Genomic DNA, 17,079 nt, shown 5'->3' on the forward strand with positions numbered 1-17,079 from the left:
TTCTTCGGCTGACACAATAGATATTATCGTCTCTGCGACATTCTTCGATGCTGCAATGCTACCGGGCCTTTCAATATTCCGCAATCGGCAACTAATCATAGACGGACATATTACCTGCATAATACATTTTACATTATCTTTAGCCCGCATCAGGATTCCAATGAATTATATCAGATTCTCCTATACCTACGACCGGGACAAGCTTTCCACCGAACTGAAGAATGTGCTTCAGCAGGACTGGTCCATTCATTTCAACAGTAAAGATTTTAACGGCGACTGGCGTAGTATTTCCTTACGTTCTGCCACCGGCAAAAGCAATGATATCTATGCACAGGCAAACGTTGGATATAAAGATACTCCTGTACTGGAAATGATGCCTTATGTACGGGGGATACTCGACGGCTGGCAATGTGAAAAAGAAGCGGTACGTCTGTTGTCCCTGGCACCAGGCAGCGAGATCAAACCTCATAAGGATATGGGTTGCGGTTATCGTGACGGTAATTTCAGGATCCATATTCCTATCATTACCAATCCTGATGTGCTTTTTACGGTGGAGGATGAAACGCTGCATTTACAGGCAGGAGAATGCTGGTATATGGACTTCAGCCTGACGCACAGCATCGTCAACCACGGTAATACAGCAAGAGTCCACCTGATCATGGACTGTATACGTAATGAATGGACCGACCGTCTGTTCGCAGCACAGGGCTTTGATCTATCAGAAAAAGAACCGTCATATGATGCGGCAACAAAAGCCAGGATGATTGAAGAACTGGAAAAACTTGACACGGATATCGCGAGGAATATTATTGCCAGTTTAAAAGCAGCGCCCTAATGCAGACATCCTTTATCGCAAACTGGATCCCATATAAACTTAATTACACACCCCAGGGATGGATGGTGAAATGGCTGGATCTGGCCGACAAACGGATGATCCTTCCCTTTTTCGATGAAACGATACAGGTATGCCGGATCAAACAACGGCAGCGCTCCTCCCTGGAAAGCCTGTCTACAATGGACTTTGCGTCTGACGCCAGCAAAGATCTGGCTGCCCTGGAGCCGTCAGCATTCGTCTTCCATGTGTCCCGCTGTGGTTCGACCTTGTTATCACAGGCCTTTTCAGCACCCGAGGAAAACATTGTGATAGCGGAAGCACCCCTGCTGGATGAAATTTTACGAACACCGGAACATCAGCCGGACCTTTCCCTCCCTACCCGGGAAGAATGGTTCAGAGCGGCCCTCAGACTGATGGGGCAACAACGTAATTTTAAAGAGCAGCACTATATCATAAAACTGGACAGCTGGCATATTCATTTTTATGAATTGCTGAGGCAATGGTATCCGCATACGCCTTTTTTCTTTCTTTACCGTAAACCGGATGAGGTAATTGCGTCACATCATAAACGCAGAGGTATTCATTCAGTTCCCGGCATGGTTTCTCCTGCCCTGCTTAAGATTGATGATCCTGCGCAATTTGGAGGTGATTTTAACCGCTATACGGCGCAGGTACTACAAGCGTTCTACCTTAAATTGCAAAGTATTCTTGCGCTTAAAAATGCCCGTGATTGCTTTTTTGATTATGCGGACAGTGTACAGGAAATGATGACGACCTTCAGCCGTTTCTCCGGAGTGACAATAAAAGATGAGGAACAGGTGTACGACCGCCTGAAATATCACAGTAAGGCATCACAGGAAGTGTTTAAACCGGAATCGTTTGACAACAGGGAACAGTTCTTTTTCCAGGATGCGCACAACGCATATGAACATCTAAGATCATTGCACACATTATCTATCTGACAGGTTTCAATGGGACATATTATTCAATTCACAGGTTTATCGGGAGCAGGCAAAACTACCTTGTCCAATGCTTTGCTGGAATGGGGCAATCAACATCAGGTAAAAGTTAAACTGATAGACGGAGACGTCTACCGGCAAACGCTGTGTAAGGATTTAGGTTTCAGTAAAGCAGACAGACTGGAAAATGTGTCCCGGCTGGGTGCTTATGCAGCGTCTGTTGCGGCTGATTATGACTATGTTTTCATTGCGGCTATTAACCCCTATGAGGAAGGCAGGAATAACCTGAGGACAAGATACGGTGCTACACTTATATGGCTGAAATGCAGCCTGCAGGCCCTGATTGAAAGAGATCCGAAGGGATTGTACAGGAAAGCGCTGCTGCCTGACTCACACCCTGAAAAGATCCATAACCTGACGGGGTTAAATGATACTTTTGAAGAACCGCAGCAGGCGGATCTGACGGTAGATACAGGCAGTTTAAGCGTAGAAGAAGCACTTGCACAGACAATCAACTTCCTTAATCAACTATCACACCGGCCGGTCCCTGGAACTGATAACCCTTCCCCCATTTATACACGTAACGCTTCGCCAGAGTGAATGTACCTTTCTTATTGCTTTTCGCGTATGGCTTTACCTCCTCCGGTAAATCTTCAAAATCATCTGCATTATAGGTGCCTTTGATCGTTACGATAATATCCCGGAAAAAGCGTTTGTTACTTACAGGCGCATTATACGTACAGGTCCAGGCAGACATATTTTCATCAACATTCGTCCGTTCCACCCAATTAGCGCCTAAGACTTCCTTATAGGTTCCATCTGCACCAGCCAGCAGGTACAGGTTGCCGTAAAACGGCCCTCCGGCCCCACCATTCGAGCTTTTGATCATAAATGCGTACTGATCATGCCCTATAAGTATCAACTCAGGGGACGGACATTGGGAAAACGCGCCATAGGCGCCAGCGGCAGGCTGAAAGTATTTTAAAGTCCAGACACTATCTATCAGGGTAAATTTGGCAAAGCCGATGGTGCCCCCGGTAAAACGGGATATCTGCATACCGTCCGGATCAAATTCAGAATGATTGAAAGTGAGCATTTTATATTGTGTTCCGGAGGAATCTTTGTAATTGTACACTTTGAGTAAACGCGTGGCTGTTCCTTCTGCATAAGGGAAATCATAGCTGCTGCCCTCATTCTCATCTATGTAAGGCTTGGGCTTACAGGTCTTACATTCCCAGTTGATCAGCTGGTTCTTGTACTTACCGGACGACAGATCATAGTATTTACCGGGGAATAACTGTTTTAATACCTTGAGATCATCAAAACTTCCCTTTACCTGCAATGTGCGGGTGGGCAGCAGCATAGTATCGCTGAGGTTCTTCTTTTGGAGGTCTCCATCCTGCGCAGCGCAGTTGAAAATGATTCCCAGGCTCCACAGCAGGCAGAAAAAAACTTGTTTCATAGTTATAGCAAATGGCAGTAAAGTTAGCCAATTGCCTGATAATTTTCTACGCAGTATAGTTACATCATAGGGATCGGCCGTCTTCTAATGTAGACATTTGATGTCGCTTTTTTGAAGGAATGGTAATTCCAGTAATGCAGGAATTCTGGATATGACTTCGGATTTACGGAGAAATCATAGATAACTTCCCTTACTCCTAACAGAATAGACATCTGTTTAAAGATGATCACACTGTCACAAGGTACTGCATTACAGTCGTCGTATGGATATTGCTGTTTAGAGTAGTATACCGAGGTTTCATATCCCAGCGCAAACATCGTTTTTTTTAGCTGCGGGCTTTTTAAAGTATCATACCAGTGCTTGTATTCGCAATTTTTATTATCGGCTAATACAAGCAGACTGTCGCTCAACGTGTGTATAGCCGGAAGATTCCTGTTAATATATTTGGTAAGACGCTTGTCGTGGTATTTTCTAAGCGGCACACAGGCGCAGGATGAGAAGAAAAGAATAATATAAAGACCGATGCTGGCAAGGAGGATGCTTTTCATTTGGCATAGTATTGTCCTTATTAAAAATAAGGGGAAAGGGCCTTTTTACCCTAAAAAGCTTGTTTATTACTCCAAAAAACGCTCATTTTCTACTCATTAATGCTTTTTTTTCCTATATTCATAGCACTTAAATCGTAAGTTGTTACCATTACAATTCCATCATTATGAATTCTACGACGTTTACAGGCACCACTCAAAAGCGGATGAACCGCAAAATATGGGCAGAGGTAGTATTAACCGTTATACTCGCAGCTGCCGCTTTTTTATTAACCATTTAAGATAATTGCCGCAGGCCCTTTCTGAATTCCTCAGGCGTCTGACCAGTATACTTCTTGTAAAACTTTGTGAAATAGGAATTGTCTGCAAAATTCAGATCATAAGCGATCTCGGAAATAGTAGAGTCCTGGTTAGTCAATAGTCTCTTTGCTTCCAGGAGGATGCGGTTGCGGATCACCTCTCCTGCCGACATACCCAGCACACTGTTACAGATGGCATTTAAATGATTGGGCGTAACGAATAGTCGCTCCGCATAGTCTTTAGGCAGTTTTAAAGTGCGGTAATTCTTTTCAATCAGTTTCTGGAAATTCTTCACCAACGCATAGTTGTAGGCATTTGCATTGGATGAATCCCTGTCAAAACTCAGGCGTCCCACCAGGATGAACAATTGCAACATCAATACCTGTATCATATCTACAGATAAGCGCTCCCGCTGTTCACTCTCCCTGATCAATCCTTCAAAGATCAATGTGATGGACTTATGCAGCCCTTCCGGCAGATTTATCACAGCCTCATCAACGTCGCCGCTGAAGAAGGGGAACTGTTCCAGGTAATCAGGTTTCAGCAGCAGGGAATGTAAAAAAGTACCCGAGAAATTGAGGATATAACCATCTACATGCCCTTCAAACTGCCAGCTGTGTACCTGTCCCGGTATCATGAAATAGATCTGGTAGGGCTTTACTGGAAAGGTTTTGAAGTCGATAGTATGAGTACCTGCCCCTTCGGTGAAAAGCATGACATGGTAAAAGGTGTGTTTATGCGCATTACGCAGGTTCTCATGAACACGCAGGTATGGTGCAAATCTGCTGATCTGAATATCATCCTCCTTCACTCCTGATATTGCACCTACGTCATAAACCGGAATTTTAGCCATGCTGATAAATCTTGGGGCTAAATTAATGAATTTCCGTGCGTAGGCAATGTTGCAGGGGCTGGGGATGTTGGATTCAGAAAATGGATTAATCACCCCATACCCTGGGTTGAAACCCCGGGGCTACCAACACAAGGACTCCTGACGGAGTCCTATTGCGTTTTGTTGAACACGTATTTTTTATTCTATGCAGCCAGCGATCCATAAAGAACCAGGCAGTGGGGAGGCCAGGCATCATAGCAGCTAAGATCAGCTTCATGAAGTCGCCTGAAAACATGACTATGATGTCGAGCACAGAAGTACCCAATACCTTACGTACACCTATCTCTTTCGTGCGCTGAGCTGCAGTAACAAGTGCATCCTATTCAAAAAACTCCAGCTCTCCTGACATGTACAGGTAAGCTTCTGCCTTACGACGACGGGTCAGGCCGTCCAGTACTTTCCCTCCGGATACATTCCATTTCAGAAATTCCATCACCACAACGGGGTCTTTGGGGTTTGCCTTTACCACCTTCAGCAGGGTGCTGTCACCCAGGCCTTCAGCAATGCCATTATTATTCATATCAGCACCAACGTTGTACGCAAAAGATACGAGGGCGTCAAACTGCTGCTGTTTCAACGTTACACCAGTTACCAACTTATTTACCTTCGCTACAAATCCTTTCTTGATACTGGCAAACAGGGCATCTGCCCGCTGTTGTGTGATAACGTCACCTTTTTTAACCGGTTTCTCGTCTTCGTAAACAGTATTGCCCCAGCCAATTGTCCAGACGCCTTTACTGTCCTGGTATGCGGTGAGACGGCATTTCTCAAAATGTTTAATGAGCTTCTCCCCTTGTGTACCTAAATCCATAGTGTAGAGATTGAAATGTTTAGATTCTTAAGCTTTAAAGATATAATAAATATATTATATCTCAAGTCCGCTTATGGAAAACCTCAAAGGCTTACATAAATACACAGGAGAAAACTTCAAACCGTAAAATCAGGCTTATCATAACCTGACTGACTGGAAAGTATAGTATAGTATAGTATAGTATAGTATAGTATAGTATAGTATAGTATATGATGGCTTTGCCGTTCTTATTTCGTTGCATCGAAGATCAGAATCCCCCAAAAAAAGAGATCCGGCGGAAGTGAATCCCAACTGTTAAAAGCATGTCCGTTATCCGACTTGTAATGAAGCGTATAACTCCCTGCAGGCAACGTGATCACCATGTCCACTTTTTGATTCTTGAGCGCTCCGCCTGCATGCGTAGCAGCTTGTCCCTGCATCGTCCACACGATCTTACCGGTATGATCTGTGATCCATCCGTAATCGCACCAGGAGCTGCCATCTCCCGAACAGTTTTCGCCAACACCATAGATCCTCAGTCTGACCGGCCGGGATAAAGTAAATGGCCGGGAAAGTTCCTTGTTGATCCCTACTTCCCCTATCCCGGAAATCATTTTGCCCTGTGGTATTGCCTGATCATTCACCGGGTTGTTCTTTTTATATAGAGCATAAAAACTGCGTGCTTTCAGACTATCGCCATTCAGAAGGGCCATAGTTGCACCATCGATCAGTTCTTTATTAGAGAGGTCATGTGGCGGCTGTTCACCTCTCTGGATAAAACAATGATAAAAAAGCTGCGCTACCGGCGACATGAACAGGTCTCCGTCTCCCAGCTGAAAGGGCTGACTGAGTTTATCCGTATTACATGTAACGGCCAGTGTCAATCTCAGTGCAGGCACTTTCACAAAAAGAGCCGATTCCCCGGGCGTCTGTCCATAATGCCAGTAATAGTCCATTCCACGATATTGCTGCACAAACCAACCAAGACCATACGGCGTAATGGCGCCGTTCCGTGTGCGGTTAGGCGTAAACACCTGCTTTTGCAATGCGGCCGTAATAAACAGGTTGCTGTCAATGGCATCTGAATATTTCAGCAGATCACCTGGAGTTGTTACCAAACCTCCGAAAGCGCCAAATTCGCCCGAATACTCCATACGCATGATATCGCCTGCGGCGGTCATATTATAAGGCACTGCCAAACGGTTAAAAGCTGTATCGAAATAGGGTAAAATTTCCGGATTGATCTTCCTGTATTCATACAGCTGATGCAATGATATGAATGGAGCAGAGGAGGTCATTTTTAAGGGGATCAGGATGTTCTCCATCAGCAAGCGGTAAAACGGCATACCAGATGCTTTCTCCATTACAACTCCCAGCAATCCAAACCGGTAACCGTTATATTGGTATGCCATCCCCGGCGTCCCCTCGGAAGTATGGGTCAGCAACTGTCTGACCGTGATATCGGGATTACCCAGATCCAGATCATATTTACTGATCGGATCATCCAGGTTCAGTTTCCCCTGTGCTACCAGTTGCATGATCAGTGTAGACGTAAAAGTCTTTGTTACCGAAGCAACCCGGAAAGATGTCTGCGCCGTTGCCCGTACCTGATCTTTCAGATTTGCGAATCCCAATCCCTGCTTTAACAGGATATTCCTGTCCTGTTTCACGGCTACGGCCATACCAGGTATTTTTAGCTGTAGCCGGATGGAATCCAGTCCTGACACAAAGCGTGCAACGCGGATATCCTGATACTGCTGTGCAAGCGCCAGATTCGTACAGGCACTCAGGATAAGTATACACCAGTATTTCATTGATTTAGTTTTAGGAAGGGCATGTGATCTATTTGTCATGATGTACCAACTTCACTGACAACCGGAAAGCACGCTTAAAAGGCAACACGATATTATCGTTGAAGTTAGTTATTTTATGCGGGCAATTATAATGCGATCCGAATGATGACGATTTGTAATTTTCCCATTTAGATAAAACAAATTCCGATCCAAACTGGACTGCACAGCTACCGCAATAATTTTGCAGACCCCTAACTAATGGCAACTATGCATTTTATAATGCCGACGGGTATCTTAATTCCAAAGGTTTTGAAACCAATCTGCGACTGGTATACGACGAATGGTCATTTTATCTGGGTTACACCTTTACAGATGCACAGCGGGATTTTTCAACAGGTACCTCCGTTAATCCGCTTACAGCCAAACACCGCATTAACTGTAATGTGATGTATGAAGAAGAAGATAAATGGCGGATTGCCTATGAACTGTTCTATACAGGTCGGCAGCAGCTTAGCAGCGGGGAAAAGGTCAGAGACTACTGGGTAATGGGTATATCAGGTGAAAGGAAATTCGGGCACTTAAGTCTGTTCGTGAATTTTGAGAACCTGCTGGACACGCGGCAATCACGCTGGGAGCCCATGTACACCAGTTCTGTACAGCGTCCTGATTTCCGGGAGATTTATACGCCTCTAGATGGCTTTATCTTTAACGGCGGGTTTAGGGTTACGTTATAAACGTTGACGGCACATGAATGCCGTATAAAGCCAGCTGTCTTAGGAAACATCCTGAGGCAGCTGGCTTTATTATTTAACACAAGAACTATATCTGATATTACAGATGATGTAATATCCAATCAATAATTTCCTGAATCTTCTCCTCTATTCGCTCCTTGATTGGATGAAAGTCCTCACCATTGAAGAACTTTGGTGCTCTTCCGGGACCGGTAGGGCTGCCATGATCCTCATCAATAGAATGACGCCATCTTTCGGCATGCGTCCTCCACTCCTCTTTGTTTACCAGGCAGGGTTCAGTGAACCAGACATTCCAGGACAACAGGTTGCCACGCTGTAACATGTTGCCGGAAGCCAGATTGAAAAGATCCATGACCAATGTATTGAATTCATCCACGATTTCGTGATTGGTTTTCACGATCGGGCCGATCTCTACTTCCACATTTCCTACTCCCCATGCGTGCGGGTGCCTTGCAAATTCAGGGCTCACAAATAACGAAGATTCGCCTCTCCGTACAGGAAAGATGGGTTGAGCCGGATTTTGAAATTCGTGGGTGGTCACCTTGATAGCGTGTGCCTTCTCTGAAGGAAAAGGCAGGCTACTCTTTCTGAACAGTGACCATAACAGCTTAACAAACAGATTCTGCTTCGCACTCGGACTAAACCAGATCTTACCTTCAACGGTCATATCAGCTGCAAGATTAAATTCTCTGTTGGGTTCATCGACCCAGCCTCTTTGTCCGGTAACAGTCACCTCTACATTCAGACATCCTATACCTGGAATCCAGATGCCTTGCTGGGGACATATGATTGAATATACCCTGCCATAATCGTCGTACCCGATCCTGGAAATATCGGGAGAGAACATTACAAAACACCTTTTAGTATCCGGTTTTCCTTTTTCCGTTTCCCAGCTGAACTCTGGCCACTCCACGCTCTGCTGGCGTTCAAGCAGATCGATATTATCCATGTTGTCCAACATTGGTAACGACGAAAGGTTAGGATACGGATAGGCAAAATGGGAATTTGACTGAGGGAATCCGCCGACCCATCCCGGCGGAATGCTGAACTGCTGACTAGGGGTCATAATTTTCTTTTGGTTTTAAATAGTTATGGAATTGATATTCGTCGGCTCGTAGAGTGAACCGGGGAAGAAAACTTTAATGCGACTTGTGGTGCCTGATCTGGTTTAACTGATTTATAAATTATCCTAACTATTACAAACCAACTTATCAATTGTTCTAAAACGCCTCTTTTTTTAATTGATTGATATTGGCATTTATCCGGATTAGCATAGGTTCTTTTCATCCGAATGTAACCTCATTGCACTCCTTCTTTCGCAGCTTATACGCAAACGTTATCGGTAACGATTGCGTAAATATACCTTGCCGCTTTACTTTACCATGTGTTGTTTTTGAATAAATTTGAATATCAACCTAAAGAACTGTATTTGTAGCGAAGCATAACCATGTTATAAGAAACCCTGTTTACTGAAGCCCGGAATAGTTTACCATTTTTGTTTTACTTATTACCTGTATTAATACTGTCATCCTGCATGTCGCAGCCCCTTTGCTATGGCTGTGCAGATGCTTATTGTGCTCTTTCCCCGGTTGATTTATTCACCATTTATAAATTTCACACACATGAAAACAAACCACTTATTTATGGCCATTACGTTAACCGGCTCACTGATAGCCGGCTGCGCCAAAGAACAACACACAGATCCGGCTACATTAAAAGATGATGCAGCTATTGCTGCAACAGATGTTAGCATCAAAGCCAATGTGCCTATCACTCAGACAATTCTTGTAAAAGCAGGACAAACCTATGATGGTGGCGGCAATACGATCATCGCTTCCGGTATGGGTGATGGCAGCCAGGCAGAAGATCAGAAACCTATATTCCGGCTGGAAAATGGCGCTGTACTTAAAAATGTCAAGATAGGAGCTCCGGGTTGCGACGGTGTACACGTATATGGAAATGCGACCCTGGAAAATGTGCAATGGCTGGATGTTGGAGAAGACGCAATGACGCTGAAATCAAAGGGTACCGTAACGCTGACCAACTGCGTTGCACAAAAAGCATATGATAAGATACTGCAGATAAATGCTGATGGAACTATTATCCTGAATAACTTCAAAGCAACCACCTTTGGAAAAGTGTTGCGTACTAATGGTAGTGGCCAATATGCGGTGACCGTTACTATCAATGGCGGTACTTTTTCAGGTGGTACCAACATTGTACGTACAGAAAGCGTGAATCTAAGAGTGCGATACAGGAATATCACAACTTCCGGTGTTACGAAGCTGTGGGAAGTACCAAATGCTTCACAGGTAAGTACGTATTGACGGAATGAGGAACGGGTACATATTGTATGAGGAGACCTTCATAATATAATATGTACCCGTTTTTTATAAAGCAACCGGGTACTGAGTAGCAAGTATTACCACTTACAACATTGAATTTCAGCATCTGATAGCTGATCAGTGAGTCAGCTATAACTGAGATAAGGGAACCAGACATTTCTTATCCAGCTCCAATAATTCTTAAATACTTTTTGCAGCATTGTTTCATTTATATATTTTTGTTCCCCGGATGAGGGCAACGCCTACTTACGGACAACGGAATTTTTGACAGAAAAGAGGATACTATGGAGAAAACGGAGAGAATTACCGGGATAAAGCCTGCTTACCAGGTAAAATGGGATGCCATCGGCATAGGAGCATCACTGGCCTGCGCTATTCATTGTGTACTGTTGCCTGTTATTTTCACGACTCTTAGCCTGTTTGGGGTGGAAATACTGGAGAATGTGTTCCTGGAAGTGTTGACCGTATTGGTCTCTATGACTGCCGGAGGATGGGCAATCTGGAGAGGATATATTCGCCTGCACAGGCAAAAGGCGGTCATTGTATATTTTGTGGCGGGGTTGTTACTGATGATTGCCGGTAATTTTGTAAGCGTCACACCACTGGAAATGGGCATTAAAATAACCGGGGCCATATTGCTGATCACCGCACACATCAGAAACTGGAGAGGTTGCCGGGATTGTGAAACCCATACCTCATCAATAGCATAAAATATTCACCGTAATGCTCTTAACGCAGCAGTACGGTGGTTCCTTTACGGAATACTTTTTTACCGGTATCTTTTATTGTATAGCGGAGCATCCACACATAGGTGCCGATATCAGCCGGTTTACCTTTCACATTCCCATCCCATTTCTTTGTCCAGTCGGTAGTCTGGAATACCAGTTGCCCCAGTCGGTTATACACCGAAAATTCCAGGTCTATAGCCTTATAAGCGCTTAACGGATAGAGGTAGTCATTCATCCCGTCATGATTAGGAGAGAACGCAGTAGGCACATCAATATAACAGCTCGTCACTGCTTTGATAATATGATCCACTGTATCCATACAATGCAGGTTGTCTTCTACGATCAGCCTGATCTGGTAATCCTGTTCCTTGCGGGTAGGATAATATTGTTGTGGTACAGGATCAGGACCCGTGCTGACAACGCCATTTCCATAATCCCACAGGTAAAAGATCAGATTTCCGAAGCTCGCGTTTGTCGGGGAGATGATATCCATCGGACAGTAAGGTCCGGGATCCACATTGAACAGTGCTGCCATTGTCCGGTCAATATTGATATCCCTGACCACTGAATCTGTACAGGTGCCATTGGATACAAACAGGGTGACATGTTTAACCCCGAAATCGCCATATATTTTGGTAACATTCTGCGTATAGCGGTTGTCGGTGCTGTCAAAAGTCCAATGCCAGTAATTCACGTCATTGGCGCCATTATGCGTCAGATCCAGTGTACTTATTTTACAGTTCCTGTTCAGTCCAAAGTCAAAATCAGCAGAAACGGTATCGACTGTATGAAAAGTAACTGTTTGTCTGAGCGGCGCCGGCTGACCACATTCTCCCAGTATGGGATTGCCGTCGCTACCGGTAGTCAGTGTGATGGTATAAGTGCCCTCTGTTACTAATGGTTGTGCCAGTTGAACGATCAGGGTATCTGTCAGGTTATTCACATTACAGTTGCCGGTAGCTCCGCTGATGATTGCTGCAGTAGTTCCTGTTATAGTGAAATCACTACCGTTGGCAGCAATAGATCCACAACGTACAGGAACTGATAATACAATCTTGATCTGGTCCGGCGCACAACCTATCGGTGCTACACCCCGCATTTCTACCGGAGGCGGTACAGCAATATGGAAATCAGCGCTTTCTCCTTCTGCCAGGGCATTACCACATACATCCAGCACGGTATTACCATCAGAACCATTCCTGATAGCGATGGTATAGTCACCGGGCGCCAATGGTGCGCTCAACTGCACCAACAATGAATCACTGTCAAAGCCATTGGAACAATTCACGCCAGTAGCGCCCGTAACGGTTCCGGTTCCTTTTGTTATATTGAACTCCGTTCCCTGGGAAGTCAGTGTTTTACAAAGTGTTTTCTTGGTGAGCTTTATGCCGATGGTATTGTTTAAACAATTGTAAGTAGCAGATTGAATAGACGGTATTCCCGGGCTGGTAATATCAGCCGTACCTCCCGTAAATTCCAGGTCGTATCCTGATTGTCCCTCTGATGTAAAGTGACTCAGTAACAGCAGGTATTCATGACCTTCTATCAGAGTTGGCATACCACTCCACAAGGGTACCCCCATCCCGCCGCATTCCTGCAGGGATTTACCTGCCGAGGATGCGCCGGTTACACCTCCTTCACCAGACCAGTTCCTGCACACAAACAGCCTGGGATTTGTGAATACCTCATCGGGTGCATGGCCGGTTACATCAAAGAGCTGCCAGTCATAGTCGTCCGTTAATACTTTAGGAGTGATTTTAAATCCCAGGGTTCCTGCTTTATAACAGGTGAATTTATACCAATAAGGGTTAACGTCTGCCAGTCCGCCGTCCTGGTTTCCGGGGCAAGGGGGACCAACAACGGGGCGTCCGCCGCATTTGGGCACTGATTCCTGACTAAATACCTTGGTGCCACAAACGGGGAATGCAGTGGAAGGGTTCTGGCCGATCGCTGTGCACGTCGTTTGTTGCGCCTGGATGGTATCAATGTGTATAAACATCAGGCAAAAGAGCGGGTACAGGAGAATGAATTTTGATTGCATGTTTATCCGTACTGGGTATCAGTAATACCTAAAAATAGTTTTTTTTTACGAGCAAACCCAACAACACAAAGGATTTTACGAGAATGATCGGAGGTATGGAAAAGTTTTTTTTTGAAAATTAAATCAGTTTTATACTTTTGCACCGGAGAAATGGCAGAGCGGTCGATTGCGGCAGTCTTGAAAACTGTTGACTGTAACAGGTCCGGGGGTTCGAATCCCTCTTTCTCCGCTAAGAGGGACAAATCATCATCAGTATGATTTGTCCCTTTTTCGTTTTCGGGTGGATTGCCCGACAGGTGGGCAATCCGGGAGAAAATTGTATTGACTTTCGGAGTTCGAAATGACTCTTTTTTGCGATCATAGACGATTCCCTCGGGGAATATGAGTTTTTGGAGCCTTTCTTTGGCAGCTGTATCGCTGGAACTCCATACCACAGGGAGTTTATAAGAAAGTAATAGGGCCTGTTCAATCGCCTCTTCAGGGTTCGAAATGCTTTGCGTGAATTTGGCCAATTGCTTTAATATATTCTCCTGCTCCTTTATATAACGGGGATGAAATTTATCAAACGTCTCCTGGCTTATTTCCTTCAACACGTATCGACTTTCCTCTAAATTGTCAATTTTGATATTTATCTCCTTCAGCTGATTATTAAAAAAGATCTGTTGTTCCAGCCCTTCCTTATTCATTTCATTGTATTCTGTCAGTAAGGCCGATTTTAATGGCCCAATCAAAGCACTATCCACACGATACTGGCGCAATAACAGACCAAACAACTCGTGTATCCGTTTAGCGCTCTTATTGCATTTACACCCTTCTGTGCGGCATTTATAATACCAAAGCCCCTTTGCCTTTACTACATAGCCTGTAAATGGCTGGTTACAGGTGTCACACTTAATGAATATCTTCAATGGCACCTCGTCTTGCTCTTTTTTATGCGGAACTCCGTATCCTCCTGAGCTTTGATGTATGTCATTTACTTTTAGAAAGATTTCTTTGCTTATCAGCTTTTCATGATTTCCCTCAACAATTTTTCCTTCCAGTAGCCCATGATTAATTACTCCACAATAAAATGGCCGTTTGAATATTTTGGTCAACTGTTGTTTATACATCTTTACCCCCATAGCACGAAGCCGGGAAATGATTTCCTCATTCTTTACTCCTTCCGCCTTCCAGATAAAAGCCTTCCTTAACTTCTTGCCTACCTCATTTACAACTATCTTCCGCTGCCCATTTGTCCGCACTATATCATATCCCTGTGGTGGCTTGGTAACCCAAATCCCTTTATCAAACTTTTCCTTCATACCAGCCATCGCCCGCTGCTTACGAAGCTGGTTATCGTATTGACTGAAAATAAAATGAATACTTTGTTGCAGCACGCCACTCGGATTAGAAGTATCAGCTGGTTGAGTGACTGCATACACGGTTACACCATACTTCTCCCGCAACTCTTCTGCTAATTTGATGGCTGCACCTCCGGTTCTCGAAAATCTGTCCAGGGTATATACCAACACATGGCTTACTTTTCCCTTATGCTTTTTAATGAACTCAAGCATTCTGGTAAACTCCTTACGTCCATCCGTCTTAGCACTTTCGTAGGTACCTCCAAAATATCCGATAATATTCAGATCACTTCGTTGGGCAAAATCTTCAATAGCTTTACGTTGGACATCTAAACTCAAATTATGGTCTGCTTGCTCCTTGCTGGAAACACGCGTATAAACAATGGCGGCTTGATGGAATACTTTAGGAGCCTTTGTTTTTGAATAATTACCAAATTGAGAAAAAGCATTCAAATTACTCATGCAGCTTTATTTTTAGGTGGTAGGGAAAGATTAACAACTTTTATTCTATTCATTTCGGACATTTGAGCAGATAATAATATTCTCGCAAGGATTCGAATTGACTCGCGGATTGAGGCGTCTTCTATATCAGGAACTCCGTTTGATATATGATCATTCAATTCTTCAGTAATTATATGAGCTGGCATTACGTTGGGTTCATTTCTGTCGTTCATAACATCGGTCTTGAAATATGAGCAATCGTCTTATAATTGCATTGGGAGTATAGCAACTATGCGCTATACTCCCAATGAGAAACTTTAAACCAAACTACTCTTCTTCATCATCCTCATCTTCATCCTCATACAATCTTCCATTATCGGTGATCAAATCTTCGATTTCATGGATGACAGCACGATCTTTTTTTGAGTAATGAATTTCAAGAGTGATAATTTCATCGTCTTCATCAACATCTACAATTTCATTAGTTAACTGATGTTCGCAGACAATGCCACCAACTTCTAACATAATTTCGCTAGGAACCTTAATGGCCTTTTTCATGATTGTAACCATGTGCATGTTTTTGAGAGTTAATAGTTTATTGTTACGTGCCTACGATATCTTCCAACTTAAAGCACGGTAACATCTCACAAACCTACATCAGCATAAAAGGGCACTTTCGCGGTTTTGTTCGAATTGTTATAAAAAGGCAGAAAAGAGCTGATTTATGTTCAGTTTTCTGCTAAAGAAATCCAATAAAGAATACAAAATGCCGTCACTAACCTATTCAGAACTAGTTGCCGGGAAGTCGACATCCATTAAAATATCGTTGAAAAATAATTAAGGATTATCAACCTCCATTTAACTGCGTTTAAAAACGCGTTAAAATAACATCACTACTTATTCGTAGGCATTCAAATTAGCATGGCGATTCCCTCGGAATGCATTAGATGTCTACATTAAGATCGCTTACTGGTAGCTGGATAGCCAAATCTGATTTTAGACAGAGCAATCTTTCCTGATATAATTGTTGTGCGATGGATAAAAGAGCCCTTACCCTGCCAATTAATAACTGGGCCTTCTCTGCTGTCACCTGATAATTCTCATTGTAACGCGCATCTGAATACGCCTTATTAAGAGTGTTATAAATACTTATCTCTTCCTTTGTTGTACAAGGAAAAACATCGCTTGGTGCAGGCGAGAAGTTTTTAATCAAGGATAAAAGACGGGATAGATTATGTGTATTGGAACGATAACCAGAATACATCCTAAGCATACACATACAGGCATGTTGTGCTGCTTGATGTAAATCAAATGTCGTCTGCTCATACCATGCGTTCTCATTACAATAAATTGCCTTTTTAAAAAAGCATTGAGCCAACTCAAAGCCTTTTTTCCAATCATTAGAAATGGTATCAATCAGAACTTCTATCGCAGGTTCCGCAGGTGGCGCTGATAATGGCAATTTATCCGCATCATACAATAGTACCCCATTACGATATACTGTAGAAAAGAAACGGTTACCGTTTTCTAAGGATTTATTTGCATTACCTATTGACTGTACAAGAGAGGTCACATCACATCCTAATTTTGCGGCTTGTATTTCCGCACTTTCAATAATCTCATGATCTAATTGTTTCTCATCGTTATTGGTTATAATTAACAAATCATAGGCGGGTCTTTCTTCAGTCATGTATTTGTTGTCTTTCATAAAACTATTCCACTGAGAAGTGGTATTCATACGTGCTCCATAACAAATTACCTTGTTAGGATGAACAGCTTTTACTATCTTCTGAATAAGCTCTACTAATTGAGCTACTTGTGGTTTTGATAAATGTTGGAATTCTGTCAACATATTG

The 17,079-nt window shown here is 43.6% G+C and carries 15 protein-coding genes, 1 tRNA gene and 3 pseudogenes; 7 read left to right on the forward strand and 12 right to left on the reverse strand.

Going from position 1 to position 17,079, the window contains the following annotated elements; genetic code table 11:
• The first annotated feature begins 160 nt into the window (after nt 1–160).
• From BLR32_RS33455 to BLR32_RS33465, 3 genes are read left to right on the forward strand one after another with little or no spacing between them, the layout of a single operon-like run.
• Nucleotides 161–835, forward strand: coding sequence for an aspartyl/asparaginyl beta-hydroxylase domain-containing protein (locus BLR32_RS33455; protein ID WP_089839041.1), 675 nt, complete (start codon nt 161–163; stop codon nt 833–835).
• Complete coding sequence (locus BLR32_RS33460; protein ID WP_089839043.1) at nt 835–1,797, forward strand: hypothetical protein; 963 nt, start codon at nt 835–837, stop codon at nt 1,795–1,797. Before BLR32_RS33455 ends, BLR32_RS33460 begins: the two co-directional genes overlap by 1 nt.
• Before the next feature lie 9 nt (nt 1,798–1,806).
• On the forward strand, nt 1,807–2,394 hold the full coding sequence (locus tag BLR32_RS33465; protein ID WP_089839045.1) for an adenylyl-sulfate kinase: 588 nt from the start codon (nt 1,807–1,809) through the stop codon (nt 2,392–2,394).
• On the opposite strand, the gene BLR32_RS33470 is transcribed toward BLR32_RS33465, so the two are convergent.
• The 6 genes and pseudogenes from BLR32_RS33470 to BLR32_RS33490 form a co-directional block, all read right to left on the reverse strand.
• Nucleotides 2,315–3,256 carry a hypothetical protein gene (locus BLR32_RS33470; protein WP_089839047.1) on the reverse strand — a complete coding sequence of 314 codons (942 nt, stop codon included), beginning with the start codon at nt 3,254–3,256 and terminating at the stop codon, nt 2,315–2,317. The genes BLR32_RS33465 and BLR32_RS33470 overlap by 80 nt on opposite strands.
• 59 nt (nt 3,257–3,315) lie before the next feature.
• Nucleotides 3,316–3,804, reverse strand: a complete 489-nt coding sequence (locus tag BLR32_RS33475) for a hypothetical protein (protein WP_089839049.1) — start codon at nt 3,802–3,804, stop codon at nt 3,316–3,318.
• Between the two features lie 274 nt (nt 3,805–4,078).
• Nucleotides 4,079–4,954: a helix-turn-helix domain-containing protein gene (locus tag BLR32_RS33480; protein WP_089839051.1), complete on the reverse strand. Its 876-nt coding sequence runs from the start codon at nt 4,952–4,954 to the stop codon at nt 4,079–4,081.
• Between the two features lie 85 nt (nt 4,955–5,039).
• Nucleotides 5,040–5,285, reverse strand: a pseudogene (locus tag BLR32_RS34700) (ABC transporter permease); the annotation flags it as partial.
• 27 nt (nt 5,286–5,312) lie between these two features.
• Nucleotides 5,313–5,804 carry a lysozyme gene (locus BLR32_RS33485; protein WP_089839053.1) on the reverse strand — a complete coding sequence of 164 codons (492 nt, stop codon included), beginning with the start codon at nt 5,802–5,804 and terminating at the stop codon, nt 5,313–5,315.
• Between the two features lie 227 nt (nt 5,805–6,031).
• The gene (locus BLR32_RS33490; RefSeq protein WP_176842522.1) at nt 6,032–7,597 is read right to left on the reverse strand and encodes a serine hydrolase domain-containing protein; all 1,566 of its coding nucleotides are present in this window, start codon (nt 7,595–7,597) and stop codon (nt 6,032–6,034) included.
• A gap of 248 nt (nt 7,598–7,845) precedes the next feature.
• Here BLR32_RS33490 and BLR32_RS34220 point away from each other — a divergent pair.
• Nucleotides 7,846–8,310, forward strand: a pseudogene (locus BLR32_RS34220) (TonB-dependent receptor domain-containing protein); the annotation flags it as partial.
• Between the two features lie 97 nt (nt 8,311–8,407).
• Here the strand turns inward: BLR32_RS34220 and BLR32_RS33505 are convergent.
• Nucleotides 8,408–9,394: a hypothetical protein gene (locus BLR32_RS33505; RefSeq protein ID WP_089839062.1), complete on the reverse strand. Its 987-nt coding sequence runs from the start codon at nt 9,392–9,394 to the stop codon at nt 8,408–8,410.
• A gap of 556 nt (nt 9,395–9,950) precedes the next feature.
• On the opposite strand from BLR32_RS33505, the gene BLR32_RS33510 reads away from it, so the two are divergent.
• Nucleotides 9,951–10,655: a pectate lyase gene (locus tag BLR32_RS33510; RefSeq protein ID WP_218124296.1), complete on the forward strand. Its 705-nt coding sequence runs from the start codon at nt 9,951–9,953 to the stop codon at nt 10,653–10,655.
• A 302-nt stretch (nt 10,656–10,957) separates the two neighbouring features.
• Nucleotides 10,958–11,383, forward strand: coding sequence for a MerC domain-containing protein (locus BLR32_RS33515; protein WP_089839067.1), 426 nt, complete (start codon nt 10,958–10,960; stop codon nt 11,381–11,383).
• Nucleotides 11,384–11,402: 19 nt separating this feature from the next.
• Here the strand turns inward: BLR32_RS33515 and BLR32_RS33520 are convergent, their stop codons facing one another.
• Nucleotides 11,403–13,442, reverse strand: a complete 2,040-nt coding sequence (locus tag BLR32_RS33520) for a T9SS type B sorting domain-containing protein (protein WP_089839070.1) — start codon at nt 13,440–13,442, stop codon at nt 11,403–11,405.
• A 144-nt stretch (nt 13,443–13,586) separates the two neighbouring features.
• On the opposite strand from BLR32_RS33520, the gene BLR32_RS33525 reads away from it, so the two are divergent.
• Nucleotides 13,587–13,671 (forward strand) — tRNA-Ser (locus tag BLR32_RS33525).
• 748 nt (nt 13,672–14,419) lie between these two features.
• Here BLR32_RS33525 and BLR32_RS34705 read toward each other — a convergent pair.
• The 4 genes and pseudogenes from BLR32_RS34705 to BLR32_RS33545 all read right to left on the reverse strand — a co-directional run.
• A pseudogene (locus BLR32_RS34705) lies at nt 14,420–15,244 on the reverse strand (recombinase family protein); the annotation flags it as partial.
• Complete coding sequence (locus BLR32_RS33535) at nt 15,241–15,456, reverse strand: hypothetical protein (protein ID WP_089839072.1); 216 nt, start codon at nt 15,454–15,456, stop codon at nt 15,241–15,243. The gene BLR32_RS33535 and the pseudogene BLR32_RS34705, both read right to left, overlap by 4 nt.
• Before the next feature lie 94 nt (nt 15,457–15,550).
• Complete coding sequence (locus BLR32_RS33540) at nt 15,551–15,793, reverse strand: hypothetical protein (RefSeq protein ID WP_089839075.1); 243 nt, start codon at nt 15,791–15,793, stop codon at nt 15,551–15,553.
• Nucleotides 15,794–16,166: 373 nt separating this feature from the next.
• The gene (locus BLR32_RS33545; protein WP_089839077.1) at nt 16,167–17,075 is read right to left on the reverse strand and encodes a HEPN domain-containing protein; all 909 of its coding nucleotides are present in this window, start codon (nt 17,073–17,075) and stop codon (nt 16,167–16,169) included.
• Nucleotides 17,076–17,079 lie beyond the last annotated feature (4 nt).

The sequence above is a fragment of the Chitinophaga filiformis genome, assembly GCF_900102545.1.
Lineage (GTDB): Bacteria > Bacteroidota > Bacteroidia > Chitinophagales > Chitinophagaceae > Chitinophaga > Chitinophaga filiformis.

Excerpts from the sequence above, each read along its gene's own strand:
- BLR32_RS33455 (WP_089839041.1), top strand. The coding sequence starts at position 161 with ATGAATTATATCAGATTCTCCTATACCTACGACCGGGACAAGCTTTCC.
- BLR32_RS33460 (WP_089839043.1), top strand. The coding sequence starts at position 835 with ATGCAGACATCCTTTATCGCAAACTGGATCCCATATAAACTTAATTAC.
- BLR32_RS33465 (WP_089839045.1), top strand. The coding sequence starts at position 1,807 with ATGGGACATATTATTCAATTCACAGGTTTATCGGGAGCAGGCAAAACT.
- BLR32_RS33470 (WP_089839047.1), bottom strand. The coding sequence starts at position 3,256 with ATGAAACAAGTTTTTTTCTGCCTGCTGTGGAGCCTGGGAATCATTTTC.
- BLR32_RS33475 (WP_089839049.1), bottom strand. The coding sequence starts at position 3,804 with ATGAAAAGCATCCTCCTTGCCAGCATCGGTCTTTATATTATTCTTTTC.
- BLR32_RS33480 (WP_089839051.1), bottom strand. The coding sequence starts at position 4,954 with ATGGCTAAAATTCCGGTTTATGACGTAGGTGCAATATCAGGAGTGAAG.
- BLR32_RS33485 (WP_089839053.1), bottom strand. The coding sequence starts at position 5,804 with ATGGATTTAGGTACACAAGGGGAGAAGCTCATTAAACATTTTGAGAAA.
- BLR32_RS33490 (WP_176842522.1), bottom strand. The coding sequence starts at position 7,597 with ATGAAATACTGGTGTATACTTATCCTGAGTGCCTGTACGAATCTGGCG.
- BLR32_RS33505 (WP_089839062.1), bottom strand. The coding sequence starts at position 9,394 with ATGACCCCTAGTCAGCAGTTCAGCATTCCGCCGGGATGGGTCGGCGGA.
- BLR32_RS33510 (WP_218124296.1), top strand. The coding sequence starts at position 9,951 with ATGAAAACAAACCACTTATTTATGGCCATTACGTTAACCGGCTCACTG.
- BLR32_RS33515 (WP_089839067.1), top strand. The coding sequence starts at position 10,958 with ATGGAGAAAACGGAGAGAATTACCGGGATAAAGCCTGCTTACCAGGTA.
- BLR32_RS33520 (WP_089839070.1), bottom strand. The coding sequence starts at position 13,442 with ATGCAATCAAAATTCATTCTCCTGTACCCGCTCTTTTGCCTGATGTTT.
- BLR32_RS33535 (WP_089839072.1), bottom strand. The coding sequence starts at position 15,456 with ATGAACGACAGAAATGAACCCAACGTAATGCCAGCTCATATAATTACT.
- BLR32_RS33540 (WP_089839075.1), bottom strand. The coding sequence starts at position 15,793 with ATGGTTACAATCATGAAAAAGGCCATTAAGGTTCCTAGCGAAATTATG.
- BLR32_RS33545 (WP_089839077.1), bottom strand. The coding sequence starts at position 17,075 with ATGTTGACAGAATTCCAACATTTATCAAAACCACAAGTAGCTCAATTA.